The sequence below is a fragment of the Candidatus Aeolococcus gillhamiae genome (genome assembly GCF_016464765.1).
Lineage (GTDB): Bacteria > Chloroflexota > Dormibacteria > Aeolococcales > Aeolococcaceae > Aeolococcus > Aeolococcus gillhamiae.
This window is the reverse complement of sequence record NZ_JAEKNS010000038.1, coordinates 12,896-36,125: the sequence shown is the minus strand read 5'-3', so window position 1 is coordinate 36,125 and position 23,230 is coordinate 12,896. Positions and strand designations below refer to the sequence as shown.

The 23,230-nt window shown below is 68.3% G+C and carries 23 protein-coding genes; 15 read left to right on the top strand and 8 right to left on the bottom strand.

Going from position 1 to position 23,230, the window contains the following annotated elements; all coding sequences use genetic code 11:
- Positions 1 to 4: 4 nt before the first annotated feature.
- Genes purQ through purF form a run of 3 tightly spaced genes read left to right on the top strand, consistent with a single transcriptional unit; the run spans position 5 to position 4,462 of the window.
- Positions 5 to 718 carry a phosphoribosylformylglycinamidine synthase subunit PurQ gene (gene purQ / locus JF886_RS03160; RefSeq protein ID WP_337309526.1) on the top strand — a complete coding sequence of 238 codons (714 nt, stop codon included), beginning with the start codon at positions 5 to 7 and terminating at the stop codon, positions 716 to 718.
- Positions 715 to 2,928 (top strand): phosphoribosylformylglycinamidine synthase subunit PurL, encoded by a 2,214-nt coding sequence (gene purL / locus JF886_RS03155; protein ID WP_337309524.1) that lies wholly within the window; start codon positions 715 to 717, stop codon positions 2,926 to 2,928. The genes purQ and purL overlap by 4 nt, the downstream gene beginning before the upstream one ends.
- On the top strand, positions 2,921 to 4,462 hold the full coding sequence (gene purF, locus JF886_RS03150; protein ID WP_337309522.1) for an amidophosphoribosyltransferase: 1,542 nt from the start codon (positions 2,921 to 2,923) through the stop codon (positions 4,460 to 4,462). The genes purL and purF overlap by 8 nt, the downstream gene beginning before the upstream one ends.
- A gap of 290 nt (positions 4,463 to 4,752) precedes the next feature.
- On the opposite strand, the gene JF886_RS03145 is transcribed toward purF, so the two are convergent.
- Positions 4,753 to 5,208 (bottom strand): hypothetical protein, encoded by a 456-nt coding sequence (locus JF886_RS03145; protein WP_337309520.1) that lies wholly within the window; start codon positions 5,206 to 5,208, stop codon positions 4,753 to 4,755.
- A 50-nt stretch (positions 5,209 to 5,258) separates the two neighbouring features.
- Complete coding sequence (locus JF886_RS03140; protein WP_337309518.1) at positions 5,259 to 6,773, bottom strand: MFS transporter; 1,515 nt, start codon at positions 6,771 to 6,773, stop codon at positions 5,259 to 5,261.
- A 98-nt stretch (positions 6,774 to 6,871) separates the two neighbouring features.
- Between JF886_RS03140 and JF886_RS03135 the strand changes: the two genes are divergently transcribed.
- From JF886_RS03135 to JF886_RS03120, 4 genes are all read left to right on the top strand, one after another.
- On the top strand, positions 6,872 to 7,504 hold the full coding sequence (locus JF886_RS03135; protein ID WP_337309516.1) for a TetR/AcrR family transcriptional regulator: 633 nt from the start codon (positions 6,872 to 6,874) through the stop codon (positions 7,502 to 7,504).
- 153 nt (positions 7,505 to 7,657) lie between these two features.
- On the top strand, positions 7,658 to 7,993 hold the full coding sequence (locus JF886_RS03130) for a hypothetical protein (protein ID WP_337309515.1): 336 nt from the start codon (positions 7,658 to 7,660) through the stop codon (positions 7,991 to 7,993).
- A 12-nt stretch (positions 7,994 to 8,005) separates the two neighbouring features.
- On the top strand, positions 8,006 to 10,462 hold the full coding sequence (locus JF886_RS03125) for an AAA family ATPase (protein WP_337309512.1): 2,457 nt from the start codon (positions 8,006 to 8,008) through the stop codon (positions 10,460 to 10,462).
- Positions 10,446 to 10,832 (top strand): hypothetical protein, encoded by a 387-nt coding sequence (locus JF886_RS03120; protein ID WP_337309510.1) that lies wholly within the window; start codon positions 10,446 to 10,448, stop codon positions 10,830 to 10,832. The genes JF886_RS03125 and JF886_RS03120 overlap by 17 nt, the downstream gene beginning before the upstream one ends.
- A 13-nt stretch (positions 10,833 to 10,845) precedes the next feature.
- Here the strand turns inward: JF886_RS03120 and JF886_RS03115 are convergent, their stop codons facing one another.
- Together JF886_RS03115 and JF886_RS03110 are read right to left on the bottom strand one after the other, a co-directional pair.
- Positions 10,846 to 11,136: a putative quinol monooxygenase gene (locus JF886_RS03115; RefSeq protein WP_337309508.1), complete on the bottom strand. Its 291-nt coding sequence runs from the start codon at positions 11,134 to 11,136 to the stop codon at positions 10,846 to 10,848.
- Between the two features lie 266 nt (positions 11,137 to 11,402).
- Positions 11,403 to 12,041, bottom strand: coding sequence for a LysE family translocator (locus JF886_RS03110; RefSeq protein WP_337309506.1), 639 nt, complete (start codon positions 12,039 to 12,041; stop codon positions 11,403 to 11,405).
- 340 nt (positions 12,042 to 12,381) lie between these two features.
- On the opposite strand from JF886_RS03110, the gene JF886_RS03105 reads away from it, so the two are divergent.
- The 4 genes from JF886_RS03105 (at position 12,382) to JF886_RS03090 (ending at position 14,877) form a co-directional block, all read left to right on the top strand.
- Positions 12,382 to 12,543 carry a hypothetical protein gene (locus JF886_RS03105; RefSeq protein ID WP_337309504.1) on the top strand — a complete coding sequence of 54 codons (162 nt, stop codon included), beginning with the start codon at positions 12,382 to 12,384 and terminating at the stop codon, positions 12,541 to 12,543.
- Positions 12,544 to 12,623: 80 nt separating this feature from the next.
- Positions 12,624 to 13,502, top strand: coding sequence for a B12-binding domain-containing protein (locus JF886_RS03100; protein ID WP_337309503.1), 879 nt, complete (start codon positions 12,624 to 12,626; stop codon positions 13,500 to 13,502).
- Positions 13,499 to 14,428 (top strand): TIGR01777 family oxidoreductase, encoded by a 930-nt coding sequence (locus JF886_RS03095; protein WP_337309501.1) that lies wholly within the window; start codon positions 13,499 to 13,501, stop codon positions 14,426 to 14,428. Before JF886_RS03100 ends, JF886_RS03095 begins: the two co-directional genes overlap by 4 nt.
- Positions 14,425 to 14,877 (top strand): SRPBCC family protein, encoded by a 453-nt coding sequence (locus JF886_RS03090; RefSeq protein ID WP_337309499.1) that lies wholly within the window; start codon positions 14,425 to 14,427, stop codon positions 14,875 to 14,877. Before JF886_RS03095 ends, JF886_RS03090 begins: the two co-directional genes overlap by 4 nt.
- On the opposite strand, the gene JF886_RS03085 is transcribed toward JF886_RS03090, so the two are convergent.
- On the bottom strand, positions 14,850 to 15,518 hold the full coding sequence (locus tag JF886_RS03085; protein WP_337309497.1) for a DUF1989 domain-containing protein: 669 nt from the start codon (positions 15,516 to 15,518) through the stop codon (positions 14,850 to 14,852). The genes JF886_RS03090 and JF886_RS03085 overlap by 28 nt on opposite strands.
- A gap of 225 nt (positions 15,519 to 15,743) precedes the next feature.
- Between JF886_RS03085 and speB the strand changes: the two genes are divergently transcribed.
- The 3 genes from speB to JF886_RS03070 are packed head-to-tail and all read left to right on the top strand — an operon-like array spanning position 15,744 to position 19,607.
- On the top strand, positions 15,744 to 16,721 hold the full coding sequence (gene speB, locus JF886_RS03080; RefSeq protein ID WP_337309494.1) for an agmatinase: 978 nt from the start codon (positions 15,744 to 15,746) through the stop codon (positions 16,719 to 16,721).
- Entirely contained in the window at positions 16,705 to 18,174 is a 1,470-nt protein-coding gene (locus JF886_RS03075) for a purine-cytosine permease family protein (RefSeq protein WP_337309492.1), read from the top strand. The genes speB and JF886_RS03075 overlap by 17 nt, the downstream gene beginning before the upstream one ends.
- 5 nt (positions 18,175 to 18,179) lie before the next feature.
- Positions 18,180 to 19,607: an amidase gene (locus JF886_RS03070; protein ID WP_337309490.1), complete on the top strand. Its 1,428-nt coding sequence runs from the start codon at positions 18,180 to 18,182 to the stop codon at positions 19,605 to 19,607.
- Between the two features lie 213 nt (positions 19,608 to 19,820).
- On the opposite strand, the gene JF886_RS03065 is transcribed toward JF886_RS03070, so the two are convergent.
- Together JF886_RS03065 and JF886_RS03060 are read right to left on the bottom strand one after the other, a co-directional pair.
- Complete coding sequence (locus JF886_RS03065) at positions 19,821 to 20,777, bottom strand: proline iminopeptidase-family hydrolase (RefSeq protein ID WP_337309488.1); 957 nt, start codon at positions 20,775 to 20,777, stop codon at positions 19,821 to 19,823.
- Positions 20,774 to 21,055, bottom strand: a complete 282-nt coding sequence (locus JF886_RS03060; protein ID WP_337309486.1) for a WYL domain-containing protein — start codon at positions 21,053 to 21,055, stop codon at positions 20,774 to 20,776. Before JF886_RS03060 ends, JF886_RS03065 begins: the two co-directional genes overlap by 4 nt.
- Before the next feature lie 61 nt (positions 21,056 to 21,116).
- Between JF886_RS03060 and JF886_RS03055 the strand changes: the two genes are divergently transcribed.
- Positions 21,117 to 22,118: a hypothetical protein gene (locus JF886_RS03055; RefSeq protein ID WP_337309485.1), complete on the top strand. Its 1,002-nt coding sequence runs from the start codon at positions 21,117 to 21,119 to the stop codon at positions 22,116 to 22,118.
- On the opposite strand, the gene JF886_RS03050 is transcribed toward JF886_RS03055, so the two are convergent.
- A complete protein-coding gene (locus JF886_RS03050) occupies positions 22,052 to 23,122 on the bottom strand; it encodes a helix-turn-helix domain-containing protein (protein ID WP_337309483.1) in 1,071 nt (356 codons plus the stop codon). The two genes, JF886_RS03055 and JF886_RS03050, sit on opposite strands and share 67 nt — an antisense overlap.
- Between the last annotated feature and the right edge of the window lie 108 nt (positions 23,123 to 23,230).

The following is a 23,230-nucleotide window of genomic DNA, read 5'->3' as shown; positions in this document are numbered from 1 at the left end:
GCACGTGAGGTTCGGCATCGCGGTCTTCCCCGGCACCTGGTCCGACCGCGATTGCGCCCACGCCGTCGAGCTCGCCGGCCACGAGGCGGTGATGCTCTGGCACAAGGACAAAGGACTGCGCGGCGCTGACTGCGTCATCCTCCCCGGTGGCTTCTCGTACGGCGACTACCTGCGCACCGGCGCGGTCGCCCGCTTCGCTCCTTTAATGGAGTCGGTCGCCGAGTTCGCCGACGCCGGCGGTCTGGTGTGGGGCATCTGTAACGGCTTCCAGATCCTCTGCGAGGCGCACATGCTGCCCGGTGCGCTCACCCGCAACTCCAGCCTCGAGTTCCGCTGCGAGATGGCCAACCTGCGCGTCGAGACCGGTTCGACCGTGTACACCACCGGGCTCACGCCGGGCACCGTGCTACGCGTCCCGGTCTCGCATGGCGAGGGCCGCTTCGTCGCCGACGAGCCGACACTCCAGGAACTCGAGCTCGAGCGGCGCGTTGTCTTCCGCTACGTCGCGCCCGACGGATTGCCCGTCGGTGACGCCACTCCCAACGGTTCCATGCACGACATCGCCGGCATCGTCAACGCGCAGCGCAACGTACTCGGCATGATGCCGCACCCGGAGCGCGCCTGCGAGCCGCTGCTCGGCAGCAGCGACGGGATGCAGCTGTTCCAGGCGGTGGTGTCCGGATTCGCGCGCGACGGCGTCTTCGCGGGCGCTCTGTGAGCACAGCTACGGAGATCTCCGTCGCCGAGCTCGCCGAGGTGGCGCTGACGCTCGAGGAATACGAGCTGGCGGTCGAGAAGCTGGACCGTCAACCCAACCGTGTCGAGCTCGGCATCATCGGCGCGCTCTGGAGTGAGCACTGCGGCTACAAGACCAGCAAGCCGCTGCTGAAGCGGCTGCCCACCACCGGTGAGCGCGTGCTCCAGGGCCCGGGCGAGAACGCCGGCGCGGTCGACATCGGCAACGGCCTCGCCGCGGTGTTCAAGATCGAGTCGCACAACCACCCCAGCGCCATCGAGCCGTACCAGGGCGCGGCGACCGGCGTCGGCGGCATCCTCCGTGACATCTTCACCATGGGCGCGCGCCCGGTGGCGTTACTCGACTCCCTGCGGTTCGGTCCGTATGACGAGCCCAAGCAGCGTCATCTCTTCGACGGCGTCGTCGCTGGCATCGGCGGCTACGGCAACTGCATCGGCGTGCCGACCGTCGGCGGCGAGGTGTACTTCGACGAGTCGTATCGCTACAACTGTCTAGTCAACGCGATGTGCGTCGGGATCATCGAGCACGGCAAGCTCACCCGCGCCGTCGCCGCCGGCCCCGGCAACGCGGTCATGCTCGTCGGCGCCGACACCGGCCGCGACGGCATCCACGGCGCAACCTTCGCGTCGGTCGAGCTGAGCGAGACCAGCGCGGAGCGCCGCCCCGCCGTGCAGGTGGGCAACCCGTTCCTCGAGAAGTGCCTGATGGAAGCGTGCCTCGCGCTCGCCGGCGACCCGCGCGTCGTGGCCATGCAGGACCTCGGCGCCGCCGGGCTCACCAGCAGCACCGCCGAACTCGCTCACCGCGGCGGCTGCGGGATCGACATCGACGTCGACCACGTCTCGCGCCGTGAGTCCGGCATGAACGCGTACGAGGTGATGCTCAGCGAGTCCCAGGAGCGGATGCTGCTGGTGGTGCCGCCGGAGCACGTCGGCATGATCAAGGAGTGGTTCGACCGCTGGGACCTGCATTCCGACGTCATCGGGATGATCACCGACTCGCGGCACCTGGTGGTGCGCGACTCCAGCGCGGTTGTGTGCGACCTGCCGCTCGACATGCTTGTCGATGAGGTGCCGCTGCGGCACCCGGAGTCGCTCCGACCGTCCGGACTCAGCGCTCTGCTCCGCGAAGACCCGCTCGCGCAGTCAATGCCGTGGACGCCCGGTGAGGCGCTGCTGAAGCTGCTCGCCAGCCCCAACATCGGTAGTCGGCGCCCAGTGTTCCGTCGCTACGACCACCAGGTCGGCGACGACACCGTCATCCCGCCGGGAGGCGACGCCGCTCTGGTGCGTGTCCGCGGCACCACCGGTGCGATCGCGCTCTCCACCGACGGCAACGCGCGCTTCGCAGCGCTCGACCCGCGCGTCGGCGCGGCGATCGCGGTGTGCGAGGCGGCCCGCAACGTCGTCGCCACCGGGGCCACCCCGCTGGCGGTCACCAACTGCCTCAACTTCGGCAATCCCGAGAAACCGCAGGTGTTCTGGCAGTTGCAGGAGGCGATCGAGGGCATCGCCGAAGCCTGCCGCGCCCTCGACACCCCGGTGGTCAGCGGCAACGTGAGCCTGTACAACGACAGCAATGGCATCAGCATCGATCCGACTGCGGTCATCGGGGTGGTCGGGCACATCGAGGACGTCGAGAAGCGCACCACCGCCGGGTTCGCCGCCGATGGCGACAAGATCGCGCTGGTAGGCCCCCTCACCGCCGAGCTCGGCGGCAGCGAGTACCAGCGTCTCGCCCATGACACCAACAGCGGTCCGCGGCCCGAGCTGGACCTCGACCTGGAGCGCCGTGTCCAGAGCTTCGTCCTGGAGGCGATCGCGGCGGGGCTGCTTCGGAGCTGCCACGACCTGTCCGACGGCGGCCTGGCCACCGCTCTGGCCGAATGCTGCATCCTCGGGGGCTGGGGCGCGTCCATTGCGATCGAGGCCGTGACCGGAGCCGTACCGATCAATTCAGAGGTGGCCGGTATACTCTTCGGAGAGGGCCAGTCCCGATTCCTCATCAGCCACGCGAAGGAGGCGTCCATCTCCCTGCAAGAGCTGGCTGGACGGCACCAGGTTCCGCTGACGCGCCTGGGGGCGACCGGCGGAGACCACATCCAGGTGGATGGGGCATTCGAGGTCGCGCTGTCCGATGCGCGGGCCGCATACGAGAGCGCTCTTGCCTGACAACGTGTCGGCGCGCATGACACTGGAGGAGTTCCATGCGCGCCACGCGGATGATCCCTTCCAGGATCACCGCGCCCCCAGCCCGCTCAGCGACGAGCGGATGGAGGAGGAGTGCGGCCTGTTCGGGATCTACTATCCCGGGGAGGACGTCGCCAACCTGACGTACTTCGGGCTGTACGCGCTTCAGCACCGCGGGCAAGAGTCGGCGGGCATCGGGGTCAGCGACGGCCACACGATGAGCATGGTCAAGGAAATGGGGCTGGTGTCCCAGGTTTTTGACCAGGAATCGCTCGACAACCTGCACGGCCACATCGCCATCGGCCACACGCGCTACAGCACCACCGGCAGCACGCGGCTCCCCAACGCGCAGCCGATGCTGTTCAAGCACCCCACGGTCGGTCCGTTCCTGCTGGCCCACAACGGCAACCTCGTCAACGCGGCCGAACTGCGTGAGGAGCTGCGTGCGCAGGAGGTGCAGTTCGAGACGACGAGTGACACCGAGGTGCTCGGGCTGATGCTGTGCCGGACACCCGGTGCGACGTTCGATGAGGTGCTCGCTGCCGCTCTGCCTCGAGCTGAGGGGGCGTACTGCCTGATCTTCCTGACGCGCGACTCGATGGTCGCGGCGCGAGATCCGCTGGGGATCCGGCCATTGGTGCTGGGGCGCTTCGGTGACGTCGACGCGCCGGGTGGGACTGGCTATGTGATGGCGAGCGAGACGTGCGCGCTCGACGTGGTGGGTGCCTCGTTCGTGTTGGACGTCGAGCCCGGGGAGATCGTGTCGATTGACGCCTCAGGGATGCGCAGCACCAGGATCCGCCGCACCCAGACCAAGCGAGCGATGTGCTCCTTCGAGTTCATCTACTTCGCCAGGCCGGACAGCGTGATGATGGACCAGTCGCTGTATGAGTCCCGCGGCAACATGGGCCGCGAGCTGGCCCGCGAGGCGCCGGCCGACGCGGACATCGTCATCACGGTGCCGGACAGCGCAACGCCGGCGGCCATTGGGTTCGCCAACGAGTCGGGACTGCCCTTCGTCGAGGGGATGATCAAGTCCCGCTACATCACTCGCACGTTTATCCAACCGTCGCAGAAGCTGCGCGAGTCTGGCATCCGGCTGAAGTTCAACCCGATGAAGCACGTGCTCGACGGAAAGCGCGTTGTGCTCGTCGACGACTCGATCGTTCGCGGTAATACGTCGCGACGGATCGTCGAGGAGTTGCGCCGGGCCGGGGCCAAGGAGGTGCACATGCGCATCGCCTCCCCGCCGATCATGTGGCCCTGCTTCATGGGCATTGACATCGCGTCGCGGAATGAGCTCATCGCTGCGCACAACAGCGTGGAGGAGGTCGGTCGGCTGCTCGAGACGGATAGTCTCCACTACCTGAGCATCGACGGGCTGCGGCGCGCGATGGGTCAGCCGAGCGGTGAAGGCTTCTGCTTCGCGTGCTTCAACGGTAGCTATCCCGTGGCAGTCCCGCAAGGCCTAGAGGGTGACAAGCTAGCGCTCGAGGTACCTGTCCGAGCTGGCTGACCTCAGGCGGTCCCAGAAGCCGGCTCACCAGGTTTCGTAGCGCGGCGGCGCTCGCACCGGAAGCCTTGTGGAAGTCCTGTGGTCTGCTCCGCAGTGTTTGGCCGAAAGCAGCGTCGTTCTTGCGCGCTCGGCCTCGCGGTCGACCTTGTTCAGCTTTGAGGAGGACTGGACCAGGAGGCCAACGCGAACTCGCGACATCCAGCTTGGAAGGATAGTGCTCTACCGGCGCCCCAACGAAGCGGAAGGCTGCGAAGCGGACACAGGCTGGACTTGCGCCAGCTCTACGAGTATCAGGCGATGGGCTCGCCAGCTGCGCCCAGGACCCGGTCGATTGCCGGCTTCGCAACCCGAAGATAGGCCGCGGTCGGCTGGTTGTGGGATGCCGACGCGAGGCTGCTGGCGGCTCCGATGGCCTCCGACAGAGCCGCGCGCAGACGCAGGTCGCGGTCGTGGTCGTCCTCACTGACGTCGACAGCAATCATCAAGTTGCGCAGCTCGAGCAGGTCGTCGTGGAGAGTCTGCCGGTCGGTGCCGGCGGGTTCCTCCGACGGCTCCTCGGTGCGCGGAACATTCGCCTCAGTCTCGGCAGCCCGCATCATTCTCGCGAGCTCTGTGATCAGTGCCGACGCGCGCTCGCCGTACACACGACGCACCCAACCGGCCGCTTCCGCGGGCCTGGCAGCCTGCTTGGCAGCTGCCCTGGTCGTGGTCGCGTCTTGCTGCTGTCGGCCGAATCGAAGTGGCATGCACCCCACCCTACTACTCAGCAGGATGGGATGCGAAGGCCCCGACGACGTCAGGCCTCGACGGCCTCCGTCAGGGCGGCGGCGGGGCCAATCTCCCGCACCCACTCCGGCTCCGCGGCCGCCGCCGCGGCGGCGCGGGCGGTCGCGCGCCGCCCGCGTATGGCCACAGCGAGTACTAGCACCGTAGCGCCCACGAACATCGCAGAGGCGATGAACGCGTGGTCAGCGCCCACAACGAATGCAGCCCGGGCGGCCGCCACCGACTGGCCGGGGATCACGCGCCCGGCAGACCCGAACACCGACACAAGCACCGCGAGCCCCAGCGCGCCGCCCATCTGCTGCATTACGTTGACCAGTCCGGACGCCGCCCCGGCATCCTCCTGGCGCACGCCGGTCAACGAAGCCCCGGTCAGCGGCACGAACGCGAGCCCGTTGCCCGCGCCGAACAGCAGCACCGGGATCAACACCCACAGGTAGGTACTCGTCGCCGACAGCTGCGTCATCAGCGCCATGGCGAGGGTCGACACGCTAAAGCCCACCACCATCACCGCCTTGCCGCCAAAGCGGGCGACCAACCGCCGCGCGCTGAGCTGCGACATCCCGAAGAGCACCACGCTGAACGGCAGGAACGCCAGGCCCGCCCGCAGTGGTCCGTACCCGAGAACATCCTGGAGGAACTGGGTGAGGAAGAAGAACATGCCGAACATGCCGGCCACGAGGAAGAGTCGCGCTAGGTAGGAGGCATTGCGACTGCGGTCGGCGAAAAGGCGCAGCGGGGTGATCGGCTCTGACGCGCGCCGCTCGAGCACCACGAACAGCCCAACGAGCACGAGACCCACACCGAAGGCAACGATGGTCATCAGGTCACTCCAGCCATTGCTGGCCGCCCGCACGAATCCGTATGCGAGAGAGGTGACACCCACGGTCGAGGTCAGCGCGCCAAGGATGTCGAAGTGCCCGTTGCGGCTGGGGGTCTCGGTCAGTGAACGACGCGCCAGTACGAGCACGACCAGGCCGATCGGAACATTGACGAACAGCACCCAGCGCCACGACGCAACCTGGGTGAGCAAGCCGCCGAGGATCAGGCCGACGGCACCGCCGCCCACGGACACTGCGGCGTAGTAGCCGAGTGCACGGAGCCGCTCGCGTCCCTCGGGGAACATGATCATCAGGAAGGCCAGGGCCGACGGAGCGGCAAGTGCCCCACCCACGCCCTGCAGCGCGCGCGCCGCCAGCAGCAGGCCGCCGTTCGGCGCCAGCCCGCCGAGAAAGGACGCGAATGTGAAGAGGCCGATACCCGCCATGAACACGCGCTTGCGGCCGAGGAGGTCGCCCGCGCGAGCGCCCAACAGAAGGAAGCCCCCGAAGGCCAGCGTGTACGCGGTGATCACCCACGACAGGCTCGCCGGCGAGAAGTTCAGCGCGCTGGCGATGTCAGGGAGGGCGATGTTCACGATGGTGGCGTCGAGCACCACCATCAGCTGGACGGTGAGGATGATCCCGAGCACGAGGCCCGGGTGGATGGCCCGGCGCACTGGCCGGACGACGGTTTCGGTGGGTGGCATGTGACACCTCCAGGTGGTACGATGGCGAAACGGAAGCTTCCTCCGGTAGTATACGGAGGATCCCTCCCTTTTGCAACCCAGGTATATGGTGACCCGTCGTGGAAGCTGAAATCGCAGCCGCCGAGAGCGGGGCAGAGGCCACGGCCGCTCCGCTTTCCACAGACCGCCCGCTCCGCGCCGACGCGGTCCGCAACCGCGATGCCCTCCTCGGTGCGGCGGCCGCCGCCTTCGCCGCCAGGGGCGCGGACGTGCCTCTCGAGGACATCGCGCAGGACGCCGGCGTCGGCATCGGCACCCTCTATCGGCACTTCCCCACGCGCGACGCACTCGTCGAGGGCGTGTACCGCCACGAGGTCGACGTCCTCTGCGCGGAGGCCGACCGCCTCCTCGAGACCCTTCCGCCCGACAAGGCGCTGGAGGAGTGGATGCAGCTGTTCGTCCGCCACGTCGCCACCAAGCGGGGCATGCTGTCGGTGCTCAAGCCGATGCTGCACAGCAACGCCGACTTTTTCGCGCAGACGAAGGGGCGCGCCACGGCCGCGGCGGACAAGCTCCTCGCGGCGGGCGTCGCTGCCGGAACTGTTCGCCGCGACATCCAGGGATCCGACCTGCTCCGCGCCGTCGGGGGCATCTGTATGTCGACCGACCAAGAGGCGGCGCAGGCCTCCGAGCGTCTGGTGGGTTTGCTGTTCGATGGACTCAAGCACGGAGCTAGCGCATCCTCCTCCTAGCCGACACGCGCCTGTCGCCCGGCGGCCCCACCGTGGACGCGGGAACGAGGAACGGACCTAGCCGCGCTACTGCGACGCAGAGATGGTGTGCGGTTGAGTCGAGGTCAGGTAATCTCCGGCCGGCAGGTGCCGATCCGAGCCAATCCAAGTCCGATGACGGCAGCCAGCACCAGCGGTGTCAACGACGCCAAGGTAAGACGCACCATTACCAAGGGACGACAAGGCCATGCCGATCAGTCCATCACAGCCGAGGCCCTTCGACCTCCACACCAAGCTTCAATGGCGTCGGCCCTCCTGAAGCGCGGTGGGACAGCGCAGTATCAGTACGCGACGGATCCCGGGGTGGTGATCGGAAACAGGGCGCATCAACTCGACATGCGCCGTCAGTTCCAACGGCGGCTCATCGAGAATGCCGCGCTCGCGCATTCCGAGCTTTGCGGCGGGGCGGAGATCATCAACGCCGGTGGCACTGTCCTGTCCACCGAGTAGTGACCGCCAGCTATGCCCGATCCCACCCTCTTTGGTCTCGTCGCCCGCCAGCTCGCTGACCATCCGCCGAAGGAGGCCGACGCTGCGGAACTCGTTTTCGCCGCCTTCGAGGGGTCCGACACCCTTACCGCCGTCTTGTCCGGTGCGACGGCCAGCGCCGCCACGAAGCCGAGGACGACCGCGCCGACGCTTGCCGGCACGTTCCTCACCTCCATCGAGGTGGAAGGCTTCCGCGGAATCGGCCCGCCGGTCACCCTGAAGCTGCCACCTGGCCCCGGGCTCACGTTGGTCGTGGGCCGCAACGGCTCCGGCAAGTCGTCCCTCGCGGAAGCGCTCGAGATGCTGCTCACGGGCGCCAACCAGCGCTGGGTTGGCCGCCCCCGCGTCTGGGTCGAGGGCTGGCGCAACCTCCATCAGCAGCCCCCCAAGATCACGGCGAGTTTCGGCGTCGAGGGTCGCCCGTCAACTCTGAAGGTCACGCGCACCTGGCCGGACGCCGCAGATGTCTCAGGGTCCGTGCTCACCATCGACGGGAAGAAGACGACCCTCGCAGAGAAGGGTTGGGACGAGGCCCTGCGCCGCTACCCGCCGCTGCTCTCGCACAACGAGCTTGGCCGCATCCTCGAGGGTAAGCCGACCGATCTGTACGACGCCCTCGCGTCCATTCTCGGCCTCGCCGACATCGCCGCCGCCGAGGGACTCCTCCGCAACGCACGCCTCGCTGCCGAGAGGCAGGTGAAGGACCAGCAGGCTGCCGCCACCCGGCTCACCGCGGCGCTGCAAACGGTCGACGACGAACGCGCCCACGCGGTCCGGATCGCGCTGAGCGGCAAGACATGGGACCTCGCCGCCGTCGAAAAGGTCGTGGCCGGCGGCCTCGCGGCGGTCGAGGAGCACACCGCGCTGCGCACCCTGCGCGAGCTGAGCACACTGCCCGTCATCGACCGCGCCCAGGTGCGCGAGGTCACCGCTCGGCTCCGCGAGGTCAACGACGAGCTCGGTCGCATCGGTGGCAGTGACGCCGCGGCAGCGCGCGACACGGCCGTCCTACTCGAGCAGGCACTCAAGGTGCACGCGCCGCACGAGGGCCTCGACTGCCCAGTCTGCGGCACCGCCGGCGTCCTCACCTACGAGTGGCGCGTGCAAGCCAATCAGCGCATCACCGAGCTCCGTGCGCAGGCGAGTTCCGTGGACGAGGTGCACCGTCGCGCCGCGGAGATCGCAGCGCAGGCACGGCGCCTCATCGGCTCCCCTCCGCCGGTGTTCGGCGACGCGCCATTGGTCGGCGTGGACGTCGCAGCCGCCGACGCGCAGTGGCGCCGCTGGACCTCACCGCCTGTCGGCGACGACCCGCTCGCGTTCGCCACCCACCTCGACACCGTCGCGCCCGACCTCATCGCCGCCACCGCCGCGGTGCGCAGTGCCGCCAACGCCGAGCTCGAGCGCCGCGAGGACCGCTGGCGGCCGATGCAGCAACAGCTCAGCGCGTGGCTCCCCGACGCACGCGCGGCCGAGACACAACGCGCGCAGCTGCCGCGCCTCAAGGCGGCGGAGGCGTGGCTGAAGGACGCGCACGAGTCGCTCCGCAACCAGCGCTTCCAGCCCATCGCCGGCGAGGTGCAGCGCAACTGGGAGGAGCTGCGCCAGAGCAGCAGCGTGCAGCTCGGCGACCTTCGCCTCGAGGGCACCGGCAGCTCCAACCTGCGTCGCCTCACGCTCGACGTCAGCATCGATGGGGAGAACGGCAGCGCCCTCGGCGTGATGAGCCAGGGTGAGCTCAACTGCCTCGCGCTCAGCCTGTTCCTACCGCGCGCGTCGATGCCGGAGTCGCCGTTCCGGTTCCTCGTCATCGACGACCCCGTCCAGGCTATGGACCCGGTGAAGGTCGAGGGCCTGGCGCGCGTCCTGAACCGCGTCGCACGCGAGCGGCAGGTGCTCGTCTTCACCCACGACGATCGCCTCCCCGACGCCGTGCGTCGCCTCGAGATGTCCGCGACCATCATCGAGGTCTTCCGGCGGGAGGGATCGGTGGTGGAGCTGGTGCCGGTGCTCGACCCCGTAACGCGCTACATCGACGACGCCATGGCCGTCGCTCAGAGCAAGCATCTGCCAGACGAGGCGCGTCGCGTTGTCCCTGGTTTCTGTCGCAACGCGCTGGAGGCGGCGTGCGCCGAGGCGGTGACCCGGCGCATGTTCCGCGACGGCAGCACCCAGTCGGAGATCGAGACGGTGCTGAAGGAGCCGACCAAGCTGACCACCTGGCTGGCCCTGGCACTGTTCAATGACTCGACGCGTGCCGGCGACGTCATGCAGTGGCTCAGCGAGCGTATGCCCGACGCTGTGACCGTCGTGCGACTCGCCAACCGCGGTTCGCACGACAAGATCTCCGGCGACATGGTGTCGCTCGTCCGCGCGGCGGAGAAGCTCGGTAAGCGCATTCGCGAGACCCACGGTGCCAGTAGCAACTGACGACGCGCACGACCTCGTGTCGGCGGCGCGCGACCTGGTGCGCATCGAGAGCCCGGCAACCGTCGGCCTGTGGGCGCGCGGTGCGGCACTGCTGACGCGCCAGGCGCTCGAGGCCGCGCTCGACCAGCTGTGGGAGCTGCGTGCGCCGGGCATGCGCGATACCACCTGCCGCTGCCAGCTGCTGTGCCTCGGCGACTTCCTCCACGACCGCGAGCTCGCCGGCCGCGTCAGCGTCGTCTGGGACGGCCTGAGCCGCGCCTGCCACGTCCGCGTGTACGAGCTCGCCCCCACGGTGGACGAGCTGCAGCTGTGGATGGACTGCGCGTGGGAACTTGCCGACGCGGTCGAGCGCGAATGCGCGCGGAGGTGACGTTAGGCCGTCGTCAGCCCTCGGGGAACACCACCTCGCCGTCGTGCCACTCGGGGTCGGCGTCCATGAGCTCTCGCAACTGCCGGAACCGCTGGTCCTGCTGTGGCGTGTTGCTGTTCGACGTGTAGGCCTCCTTGCTGTCCCACGTGCTGGTGACCCAGTACTCGCGTGGATTCGCGTCCGCGCGGTAGACAACGACGCTGCGAGATCCGGGAGGCGACTCGGTCATCAGCTCCCTGGAGAGCTGCTCGAGCTCCTTCTCCTTGCCTTCCTTGACAGTCCAGCGCGCCACTGTTCCGTACATCTGCGGTCCTCCGTTCCGTGGTGGGCGGCCAGTATGTCCCTCGGCTGGAACCGTCGTCCACCATCCGTAGCTGCCACGACTGTTCAGCGGACTGAGCCGCCAGCCGCGCGACGCTATCGTGGCCGCGCCTTGGCGTCGTGGCGACCCGCGCGTTGCATGCACTTGTCATCGGTCATGGACCATGGTCGTGCGAACGGTCGCGGCCGCCTACCTCGACCCCCGCTCGACGACGCGCAGCCCACGCGGGCGGCAGCTCACGCCCGCCCCTACCGCGCCTCCGCGGCAACGCGCACACCGAGCGCGATGAGCACCGCGCCGGTGGTCGCCTCGAGCGCGCGCCGCACCCGCGGCCTCAGCAACACCGCGCCCGCCCAGGCGACCGCCACGGAATACAGTGATAGCCAGGCAAAAGTCAGCAGCGAGAACCCGATACCGAACCCGGCCAGTGCAGGAAAGGAGTCGCGGGAAGTTCCCACGACCTGCGGCAGAACGGCGGTGAAGTACACCGCCATCTTGGGGTTGGCGAGGTTGCTGATCACACCGTGACGGAACGCCGCGCGGGCGCTCAACGGTGTCGTCGCCCGCGGGACGGCGGTGCCACGCGCAGTGCCGCGCGGCCGTAGCGCCGCCCACAGGATGGTGGCGCCGAGGAACAGAAGGTACGCGGCGCCGGCGAACTTGACCGCGAGGAAGACCGGACGTGAGGCCGCGAGCAGCGCGGCAACGCCCGCGGCCGTCGCCATAGCCCACGTGGCCTGCCCCGCCGAGACCCCGAGGGCGGTGAAGAAGCCCCCGCGACGCCCACCGAGCAGCACGTTGCGGATGGTCAGGGCGGTGTCAGGCCCCGGGGTCATGATCACCAGCGCCGACACGGCCAGGAATGGCAGCACCGTCGATGCGCTCACAGACGCATCCTCTACCTCTTGGCGTCCGGCTGCACCAGGGACGAGGGGCGAAGCTCTCGCCCGTCGCCAGGGCGGCCTCAATCCCCTCCCTGAGAAGCATAGCGGCAATTTGGCACAAACCGGCCAATATATGGCATTCATGCCGCTCGCGGTGCTCCCGCCCAGCGCTCAACGCCTTTGGTTGAAGGAGGTGATGCCCAATGCCGCAGCAAACCCCATTGCAACGGAGGCCCCGGTGAGCGCTTACCGGGGCCTCGCAACTGACCCGCTACTGGATCTCTGACGTGGCCGAGGCCTGCCCCTCTGGACAAGTCGCCGGCGGCCGCGTCCTAATGACGCCATGGCTGTCGACGTGCTGACCGAGACCGTGATCAACCGGCCCAGGTCGCAGGTGGCCGCGTATGTCGCTGACTCGACGCACGCACCTGAGTGGTACGTGAACATTCTCTCCGTCGACCCCAATTGTGGTGGCGACCTGGTGGTGCGTCCGCGGCGCCAGTGACCACGCCCACCGCGCTCCTGCAGGTCGCACTCAACGGCCAGCGGCGGCGGCCGAGCGGTTCTGCTACCATTTATCACTAAATGAGCCAGACACGTTCGCCACGCCGGGTCGGCACCGGCACTCCGGTCCCCTCCACCCTGACTCTCCTCGAGGCCAGCGAGCGCCTGCGCGTCCACTACATGACCGCCTACCGCTACGTGCGCACCGGCCGCCTCGCCGCCAGCAAGCGTGACGGCGAGTGGGTGGTGCATCGCGCCGACGTCGACCGTCTCGTCTCGCGCGGCGCCTCGACCGCACCTGGGCGCGGCCACACCGCGCACCCCCGGCGCGTCCCCGAGCTTGTGGACCGCCTTGTCGCAGGTGACGAGCCCGGCGCGTGGTCGGTCGTGCAGTCGGTTCTCGGCGGCGGCGCGACTCCGGCCGAGCTCTACATGCAGGTGCTGGTGCCCGCCCTGCGGCTCATCGGCCAGCGCTGGGAGGGCGGTGGGATCAGCGTTGCCGACGAACACTGCGCCACAACAGTGATGTTCCGGCTGGTCGGCCGCGCTGGGCCGCTCTTCCGCCGGCCGGGGCGCAGCCGTGGCATCGTGGTCCTCGGGGCCCCGGCCGGTGAGTTGCACGCGATGCCGACGGCGCTCGCAGCTGACCTGTTGCGTGGCAGCGGCTTCGTGGTCATCGACCTCGGCGCCAACGTGCCCACCGAATCGTTCGTCGACTGCGTGCAACGGCTGCCCCGGGTCGTCGCCGTGGGCATCGCGGTGACGACATCCGAGCGCGGCGCAGAGGCCGGTCGGCTCGTCGCCGCGCTACGCACTGCCGGCCTCGCGATGCCGATCATGGTCGGCGGCTCGGGCATCGACGAGCACACCGCGCGGTCGCTCGGCGCGGACGGCTGGGCGGGCGGCGCGCCACAGTTGCTCGACCTTCTCGAGCGGCGCCCGGCGAGGGCAGCGTCGTGAGGCGCGTGGTGGTCACCGGTGCCACCGGCACCATCGGTCGCGCCGTGGTCGCCGCTCTGCACACCCGCGGCGACCACGTCGTCGCCCTCTCCCGCGACGCCGAGCGCGCCCGCGCCGTCCTCGGCAACGTCGAGGTGCACGCGTGGCGCTCGCCCACCCGCCAGTCGCCCCCCTCCGCAGCCCTGGACGGCGCCCACGCGATCATCCACCTGCTCGGGGAGCCGATCGGGCAGCGCTGGACCGCAGCAGTGAAGCGAGAGCTTCGTGATTCGCGCCTTCGCTCGACGCGCTTGCTCACCCGGGCCATCCACGCGCGCGCAACGGGGTCACCGCCCCTGACGTTCGTGTCGCAGTCCGCCACCGGCTTCTACGGCCTCCATGGCGACGCGTGGCTCACCGAACAGTCGCCACCCGGTACGGACTTCCTCGCCCGCCTGGTCGTGGACTGGGAGCACGAGTCGCTCGCCGCGGCCGCCGCACCGAACGTGCGCGTCGTGGTGAGCCGCACCGGTGTCGTTCTCTCGTCCCACGGCGGCGCACTCGAGAAGATGGCGCCACCGTTCAAGTTCGGCGTCGGCGGCCCGATCGCGGGCGGCAGGCAGTACGTCCCGTGGGTGCACATCGACGATGTCGTCGGTGCCCTCCTGCATTGCCTCGATACCCGTGCGGCGGCCGGTCCGATCAACGTCGTCAGCCCCAACCCGGCGACCAACGCCGAGCTGAGCAGAGCGCTCGGACACGCACTGCACCGTCCGGCGCTGCTGCCGGTTCCTGGCTTCGTGGTCCGGGCGCTGTACGGCGAGATGTCGATGACGGTCATCGGTGGCCAGCGAGTCTCGGCGGCCAAGCTCGAGGGCCTCGGCTACGTCTTCGTGCACCCGCACCTTGACACTGCATTGCGCGACGTGCTGAGCGCTGCGGCATGACCGTGCACGTGCTCGAGCGCACCCAGGTCATCCGCCGGCCGGTGGACGAGGTGTTCGCCTTCTTCGCGCGCGCCGGCAACCTGGAGAAGATCACGCCTCCGTGGCTGCGTTTCGAGATGGTCAGCCCTGAGCCCGCGGAGATGCGCGTGGGCAACCGCCTCGAGTATCTCCTTCACATTCACGGAGTGCCGCTGCGATGGATCTCGCGCATCGACGCCTGGGAGCCCGGCCATCGCTTCGTCGACCGGCAGCTGCGCGGCCCCTACGCACTGTGGGAACACACGCACGAGGTCGAGCCGCATCCCGAGGGAGCGCTCTCGCGCGACTGCGTCCGCTACGCGCTGCCGCTCGGCGCTCTCGGCGAGCTCGTACATCGCCTGCTCGTGCGCCGCGACCTCGACCGCATCTTCGAGTACCGCCGTCAGGCGGTCATCCGGCTGCTCGGTTGAAGCTCTCCGCCGGGGGCGCTACCTCGCAGAGGCGCAGTACCGGTCGATAGCTGGTCGTCCACGTCGATGGCGAGTGCGGTGATGCCCCCGGAGCTGATTGGGACGATGTCCATCGGGCAGCTCGAAAGAATCACGTAGCAGTCAAGGAGCGCACGGAAAATGAGGTGATCGCCAGCCCCGCTCGAAGCTGGACGACTGCTCATCTCGCCGTCTGAGTCCACCCGCACGTCCATGAAGACGTTGAGCGGCTGTGGAACGACCACGCCGGGCAAACCGAGCGCGGCTATGGACTCACCGAGGTTCTGCGCGCACGATCGGTGGGGCGCGTCGACGCCCAGCGAGCGATAGCGAGCCGCGTCGCACGCCGCGTACAGGGTGTCGTGGTAGCCGGGTGAGTTGTCCTCCACCAGTTCGAGGATGGGTCGGCGGAGGTTGGTGAGGACGTTCTGGCCTGGCCGAGGAAACAGTCGCCCGGTGGACGGTCGCGTGTGTGAAGCGCTCGCGTACTCGCCAGGGTCGTCGGCGGTGAACGCGAAGAGGTCACCCACCTGGCCCCCATCGACGTCCACCACCTTGAACGGAGTACCTGCCCGCACACGAAGGCCGCGTCCCTCACCAGGCGGCACCAGCAGGCGGCTCACGAACCGGCCGCAGCCGAACTGCTGCGCGTCCAGTGAGTCTCGTCGCTGCGGTCAGCGCGTGTCATGACCACCAGTATGGAACACGCGCTCTGCCGCCCTTGAGCACCGGACGCCAGGCGGGGGCTCCGAAAACACGGGCTCGTTTCCTTGCCCTCAGGTTCTGTCATCATCCCGCCGTCGGACACCGCCGCCTGGCTTCGGGCGGTGGATCCGCAAGGGGAGAGCGTGGCGGAGGATCACGACATTGTCGGGCCCGTCGACGGCCGGGTCGTCCCGCGCTACGCCGGGCTGAGCACGTTCGCGCGGCTGCCGCGCATCGAGGACGTCACGCGCGCCGACGTCGCTGTCCTCGGAGTTCCCTTCGACTCCAGCGTCAGCTATCGCCCGGGCGCCCGATTCGGCCCGGCGCACATCCGCCAGTCGTCCCGGCTCCTGCGCCCGTACAACCCGGCGCTCGACATTGCGCCCTTCGAGGGGCAGCAGGTCGCCGACGTCGGCGACGTCGCTTGCAACCCCTTCAGTATTGCCGAGGCCATCGGCCAGATCCAGTCGGCCGCGACGCCCCTGCTCGAGACCGGCGCTCGCCTGCTCACGCTCGGTGGCGACCACACCATTGCTCTGCCGCTGCTGCGCGCCGTGCACGCTCGACACGGCGCGGTGGCTGTTCTCCACTTCGACGCCCATCTCGACACGTGGGACACGTACTTCGGTGAGCCGTACACGCATGGGACGCCATTCCGCCGCGCGTCGGAGGAGGGCCTGATCGATCGTTCACACAGCATGCACATCGGCATCCGCGGCCCGCTGTACGACCGGGTGGACCTGGCCGACACCGCAGAGCTGGGCTTCCAGACGCTGCATTGCACCGAGATCGAGGAGCTCGGCGTTGCCGGCGTCGTCGCCCGGATGCGCGCGCGCCTCGGCTCCGCGCCCGTCTACGTGTCGATCGACATCGACGTGCTCGATCCCGCCCACGCGCCGGCCACAGGCACACCGGAGGCGGGAGGGATGACCAGCCGCGAGCTCCTCGGCGTCGTTCGCGGGCTGGCCGGGCTGCATGTCGTCTCCGCCGACATCGTGGAGGTCAGCCCGGCATACGACCACGCGGAGATCACCGGGATCGCCGCCGCTCACGTTGCGTACGAGCTGCTGTCAGTCATGGCACCACCAGTCAAGGAGGACACCAATGGCAACCGCCACTGACCCAGGCACCGGCCGGCGGCCCAGCGGCCTGGAGGTCCGGTCCATCGACTACGTGCCGCTGCGCGAGCGGCACGGCAAGCTCTGGCACCTCGGACCGCTGTGGTTCATGAGCAACGCTCAGATCGCGACGCTCGCCGTCGGCCTGGTGAGCATCACCACCGGTGGCAACGTCATCTGGTCCTTGCTGGCGATCATCGCCGGCACCCTGTTCGGCACGTTCTTCATGGCCTTCCATTCGGCACAGGGACCGCAGCTGGGACTGCCGCAGATGATCCAGTCGCGTCCTCAGTTCGGGTACATCGGCGCGCTGCTGGTCTGGCTCTTCGCCTATCTCCAGTACGCCGGCTTCAACGTGTTCAACACCATCCTCGCCGGCCAGGGGATGAATGTCACCGTCGGCGGCGACGTCAAGCTCTGGATCATCATCGCCACGGTCATCGCGTTCACGGTGGCCCTGGTCGGATACGACCTCATCCACAGCGTTGAGCGGCTGCTCACCTACGCATTCGTCGTGTTCTTCGGGATCTTCACCATCGTGGTGATCACCAAGGTCGGGCTTCCCGGCAACGCCTGGGACCTCGGTCAGTTCCACGTAACCCCCTTCCTCGCGCAGTTCGGGGTCGTTGCCGGGTACCAGATCAGCTGGGCGATCTACGTGTCGGACTACTCGCGGTATCTCCCACCAGGCGTCACTGTCAGCCGCACGTTCTACTGGACCTACGGAGGCTCCGCGTTGGGGGCCATCTGGCTGATGGCGCTGGGGACACTGCTTGCTGCGTCGCTCGCGACGGGCGCCACCTTCGACACCATCGGCGCCATCCACGATGCCGGCAACAAGCTGTTCAGCGGCTTCGGTGGCGTCATCCTCGTCTTCTCAGCACTCGGGTTGATCTCGGTGACGGCGTTGAACATGTACGGAGGGTCACTGACCCTCATCAGCGCCATCGACTCCGTCAAACGGATCCGTCCGACGTTGTTGGTGCGCATCATCACCATCGGGATCACTGCCGGGCTGGGCCTGGTCGGAGCACTCGTCAGCTCGGCCGACTTCCTCACCAACTTCACCAACTTCTTGCTGCTGGTCCTCTACTTCTTCATCCCCTGGACCGCCGTCAACCTGGTGGACTACTACATCGTGCGCCGCGGCCACTACGCCATCACCGAGATCTTCAAGCCGAATGGGATCTACGGTCGCTGGGGATGGCGCGGCATCATCGCGTACCTGGTTGGGTTCGCAGCGATGATCCCGTTCTTCAACACCGGGACGCTGTACGAGGGCTTCGTCGCCAAGGACCTCAGCGGGGCGGACATCTCGATCTTCATCGGGCTGCCAATAGCGGGCATCCTGTATTTCCTGCTGAGCCGCTCGATCGACACCGCCAACGAACGCGCCGTGGCTGCCCGCGCGGACGTCAACCTCGAGCAGCTCGCCGTGGCCCACGCACGGGACTAGGACCGGTGCCTCCGGACGGATTGGCCGCCGACGCCTTGTCGTCGGCGGCCGCTGTCCGCGCCAGGCAGATCTCCGCCGTCGAGCTGGTCACGGCGTCGCTCGAGGCGATCGAGCGCGGCAACCCGGCGATCAACGCGTTCACCGTCGTCCTTGCCGAGGACGCGCTGGCTCGCGCACGCGAGGCGGACGAGGAGGTGAGTCGCGGTGAGCAGGCGCCGCTCCTCGGCGTTCCCATCACCATCAAGGACCACATCTGGATGCGCGGGGCTGTCGCCACCAACGGATCGCTCGCCTATCGAGACTTCGTGCCCGACGCCGACTGCGAGGCAGTGGCCAGATTACGCGCTGCGGGCGCCGTCATCGTCGGCAAGACCAACAACCCCGAGTTCTGCTACCGCGGCACCACCGACAACCGCGTGTTCGGCCTCACGCGCAACCCGTGGAACCTCGACCGCACCCCGGGCGGCTCGAGTGGAGGAGCCGGGGCATCGGTCGCCGCGGGAATGGCGCCGATCGCGCTCGGCACCGATGGCGGCGGCTCGGTCCGGATCCCCGCGTCATTCTGCGGCATCGTCGGCCACAAGCCTAGCTTCGGGCTGGTGCCGAAGGAGCCGGGCTTCAAGGGCTGGAAGACCCTGTCGGTTGACGGGCCGATCACGCGATCGGTTCGCGATGCGGCTCTGGCTCTGTCGGTCATGGCGGGCCCTTCGACGGTCGACGACATGACGTACCCGGTTGCCGCACAGGACTACGTGGCGGCGGCAACCGAGGAGCGTGGAGTCGAAGCACTGCGCGTCGCCGTCTCGGTCGACATGGGGTTCGCAGCCGTCGACCCCGACGTGCGCCGTGCGTTTGCCCGTGCGCTTGACACGCTGTCGAACCTGGGGTGTCGGCTCACCGAGGCGCATCCACCAACCGGCAACCCCATGGCGATGTGGAACCTCTTCGCCTGCTGCGAGGGCTATGCGTCCGAAGGGCCTCTGCTCCAGGACTGGGAGCCACAGATGAGCGCGGGCAGCGCGGACCTCATCCGCGCCGGTCGGGATCTCGCCGGTTGGGAGTACGTCAATGCACTGCACGCTCGCAGTGCGTACACGCGCGCGTGGGCGGAGTTCTTCACTGAATACGACGTGCTGGTATCGCCGTGCATGCAGCTGACCGCCTTCGGTGTCGACATCCTGTCACCACCATCGATCGACGGCGTGGCGGTCGATCCCTTCTTCGACGACTGGTGCAGCCTCGTTCTCCCCGCCAATCTCACCGGGCAGCCCGCACTGTCGCTGCCGATGGGCTTCGGCGACGACGGGCTGCCGGTGGGCATGCAGGTCATGGGCCGCCGCTTCGACGACGCGACCGTCTTCGAGTTGGCTGCGGCATACGAGCGGACGACACCCTGGCATGAGCAGATGCCGCCCGCGGCGGAGCAGGACTGAGACGCGCGCCAGCTCTTCTCTCTTGGTTCGGCGCTAGCACGCGCCGGACGCTGTCGCCTTGCCGAAACTGCGTCGATAGGCCTGCGGCGACGTCCCGCGGTGCCGCGCGAAGTGCTGTCGCAGCGTCGCTGCGGTGCCAAGCCGGTCTGCTCGCTCACCTGCTCCACGTCGAGCTCGGTCTCCTCGAGCAGTCGCTGGGCGGCTCTCGCCGGATCAGCCCGGCCCGGCCACGTCAGTGATGAACGCGGTCAGTCCGTCGAAATACCGCACTTGGTCGTCGTACATGGCCATGTGACTCCCGTCCGGGCACAGCAGGAACCTCCCGTCCGGGAGGCGCTCGGCCATCCTCTCCATGTAGCGAGGGTCCATGGTGTCGTGGGTCGCGCCGATCACCAGCGTCGGCACTGTGATCCGGTCCAGGTCATCGAACCGGTCCCAGTCGACGAGCTTCCCACTGGCGCCGAGTTCGCTCGGCCCCTGCATCGGCACGTAAATCGACTGGTTGGTGTGCGCGAACGCGCGGTTCACCGGGTCAGGCCACTCGTCGGCGGGCATGCGCAGCACGTGGTGCACGTAGTGGTGCGGGATCAGCAGTTCCATGTAACGCGGGTTCTCGAAGTCGCCAGCCGCCTCGAGCTCCTTGATCGCGCGCAGAGCGTCCTGGTCCATCGCGGGCATGAGGACGGTGTTGGCGTACTCGTTGTACGCGGGGATGCTGGCCATCATGTTGGAGATGACGAGTCCCTTGAGGTGCCGCTGGTACTTCATCGCGTATTCGATGGCGAGGATGCCGCCCCAGGAATGACCGAGCAGGAAGAAGTTGTCGCTGCTGAGCCCGAGCGCGCGTCGTACTTGCTCGACCTCCTCAACGAAGCGATCGAGGTCCCACAGCTCCGGGTCATCGGGCTGATCGCTGGACGCCGAACCCAGCTGGTCGTAGTAGTAGTACTCGACTCCTGCCTGCGGCAGGTAGCTGTCGGCGGCCTCGAAGTACTCGTGCGTGGCGCCCGGTCCCCCGTGGAGGAACAGCAGCCTGGCCGAGGGGTTGTTGCCGACACGCTTGGTCCACACGCTGAATTGGCCCTTGGGCGTGTCGATGGCGATGAGCCTCGCCCCTCCGCCCAGCAGGTCGTCGCGTCCTGTGTAGTCCAGGTAAGTGCCGTTGCTCACACCTGGCTTTCCGCCTCCGGGTCCGACCACGGCCGGAGCGGGAATGTCTCACCGGTGGCAACCGCGCTCTCGATCCCGTCCCAGAGGAACTGCTCGATGTGGCCGCCGTCGCGGGCCCAGCACCACAGCACCCGGTGGCCGGCCTGGTTGAATCGGATAGCGAGCGGCTCGATCGTGTGCATCTCTTCGTGACCGTCTGTGGTCCGGTAGCGGACGCGCAGCACTGTCCGCTCGCGGATCGCAATCTCGATGAGGGCAGTGACCTCGTCGCTCGGCACAGAGGGACCGTACCTCCGCGCCCCTGGCGCTGGCCACCCGTGCTCGCTATAACCTGAACGCGTGCTCGCCGACGACCTCTTGGTCCCGTCCAATCGCGCCGTCGGTCAAGTCGTGGAGTGGCTCGTCTGGGCTGCCGTGGTCGGCAACGCCGAGCGGGTCACCCACGTCTTCCTCCCGCTCGACGACCGAGGCGTCGACGGCATTGTTCGACGCGTCGACGACGAGGCCATGTGTGCGGTCCAGGTGAAGGGTCGCGCAGTCCTCACGCACAAGGGCATCGAGGTCGTGGTGAACCGCAACGCCCTCGACGACCCGCATGTCACGTTCGTGATGGCGTACCTCGATCCCTCGACGGTTCGCCTCGCCGACGCGGTCTACGTCATGGACGCTGACACGGTCCTCACCCTCGGCTCCCACCCGCGGAGAGCCGCCAGGCCGGAGGTGGGTCTGTTCCTTCCCTATCCGCCGCATCCCGGCACCAAGTCGTGGCCGTATTCGTGCGCACTCAGCGAATTGTCCACCCGTCTCTTTCCGTCCGCGGGTGTGCCAACCCGTGCTGCGCTTCCTGCACCACTACCGCCCGTGCCCGTTCCACCGCCTGAAAAGAAGCTGCTGGGTCACCTCGCAGAGCTGGAGGTGATGCGTCTCCTCGGCGCGCCGGCAACGCTTAACACGTTCAAGTCGTTTCCGGACGTGGAGGAGGTTGAGTACCTGGTCCGCCACAGACCGACGGGCGCCATCCGCGGTGTTCAGGTGAAGTGCATGATCGTCGCCGACGCGCACACCGAAGGTGAGATCGCCTTCAGCGGACCTGCCTTCGTCGCCTCGCCAAACGTCGATTTCGTCATCCTCGCATGGCGACGCGACCACAACGCCTTTGACGACAACGCCTGGCTGATCCCTGCGATTGATGTCCCCCACCTGACCCGCACGGACATTCCCACCGCCCACATCGAACTGCGAGTCGCGATCGGCAAGGGCAGCCGCTTCGACCGCTACCGGGTGCCGCGAAGCCGTGTCGCCGCAACCATCGAGGCTCGGCTCGGCGGGACGCAGCTCTGATGCGCGACATCTCCACTGGCATCGACGTTGCCGTGGCTCTGCCGCACGCTCGGTGTCACCTCGCAGAACTGACGCCGATACGCCTGCGGTGACGTCCCCCGCTGCCGCGCGAAGTGCTGGCGCAGCGTTGCGGCCGTGCCGAACCCCGTCTGCTCGGCCACCTGCTCGACGTCAAGGTCGGTCTCCTCGAGCAGTCGCTGCGCCAACTGCACGCGCTGGTTGATCAACCACCGGTGCGGCGCGGTCCCCGTCGTCGCTGCGAAGCGCCGGTTGAACGTGCGCAGTGACATGTTGGCGCGCCGCGCCAGGTGGTCGACGCCAAACGGCTTGTTGAGATTCGCCTGCACCCAGTCGAGCACCACCGCGAGATCGTCGCCGCGGTCGTGTTCCACCATGGGCGCCTCGATGTACTGCGCCTGGCCGCCGTCGCGATGCGGCGGCACCACCATGCGCCGCGCCACCGCGTTGGCCACGGTGGCGCCGTGCTCCTTGCGCAGGATGTGCAGGCAGAGGTCGATCCCCGCCGCCGTCCCCGCGCTGGTGAGCACAGAGCCCTCATCGATGTACAGCACGTTGGGGTCGACGTCGATCGCCGGGTAGAGGCGTGCCAGCTCGCCGGCATGGCGCCAGTGCGTCGTCGCCCGCTTGCCGTCGAGCAAACCGGAGGCGGCGAGCACGAACGCGCCGGTGCACACGCTCATCACGCGCCCGCCGCGGGCCACAGCCCGACGCAGCGCCTCGAGGAGCTCCTCGGGCGGCTCGTGGCCCAACTTCCATGCCGGGATGGCGATGAGGTCGGCTGTCTCCAGCTCCTCGAGCCCGTACGGCGTGTCGACGAAGAACCCGGCGTCGCTCCGCAGCGGGGGAGGCTCCACCGCGCAGACCTTGAAGTCGTACACAGGCAGGCCGTCATCCGAACGGTCGAGCCCGAAGACCTCGCTGAGCACGCCGAGCTCGAACGCCGCGACGCGCTGGCCGATCGCCGCCACCACTTTCTGGAGCATGTCTCGGAGTTTGGCACAAACCTATCGAAGATTGTCGTTTCTGCCACTCGCGGCAAAACCGACCCCGACCTACGGTGGGTGAGGGTCGAAACTGCGACCGCAACCAGG

Bases quoted from the DNA above. Each gene is read 5' to 3' on its own strand.
- JF886_RS03130 (WP_337309515.1), top strand. From the start codon at position 7,658: ATGACGGCAGCCAGCACCAGCGGTGTCAACGACGCCAAGGTAAGACGC.
- JF886_RS03125 (WP_337309512.1), top strand. From the start codon at position 8,006: ATGCCCGATCCCACCCTCTTTGGTCTCGTCGCCCGCCAGCTCGCTGAC.
- JF886_RS03115 (WP_337309508.1), bottom strand. From the start codon at position 11,136: ATGTACGGAACAGTGGCGCGCTGGACTGTCAAGGAAGGCAAGGAGAAG.
- JF886_RS03105 (WP_337309504.1), top strand. From the start codon at position 12,382: ATGGCTGTCGACGTGCTGACCGAGACCGTGATCAACCGGCCCAGGTCG.
- JF886_RS03145 (WP_337309520.1), bottom strand. From the start codon at position 5,208: ATGCCACTTCGATTCGGCCGACAGCAGCAAGACGCGACCACGACCAGG.
- JF886_RS03075 (WP_337309492.1), top strand. From the start codon at position 16,705: ATGGCAACCGCCACTGACCCAGGCACCGGCCGGCGGCCCAGCGGCCTG.
- JF886_RS03100 (WP_337309503.1), top strand. From the start codon at position 12,624: ATGAGCCAGACACGTTCGCCACGCCGGGTCGGCACCGGCACTCCGGTC.
- JF886_RS03140 (WP_337309518.1), bottom strand. From the start codon at position 6,773: ATGCCACCCACCGAAACCGTCGTCCGGCCAGTGCGCCGGGCCATCCAC.
- JF886_RS03050 (WP_337309483.1), bottom strand. From the start codon at position 23,122: ATGCTCCAGAAAGTGGTGGCGGCGATCGGCCAGCGCGTCGCGGCGTTC.
- JF886_RS03090 (WP_337309499.1), top strand. From the start codon at position 14,425: ATGACCGTGCACGTGCTCGAGCGCACCCAGGTCATCCGCCGGCCGGTG.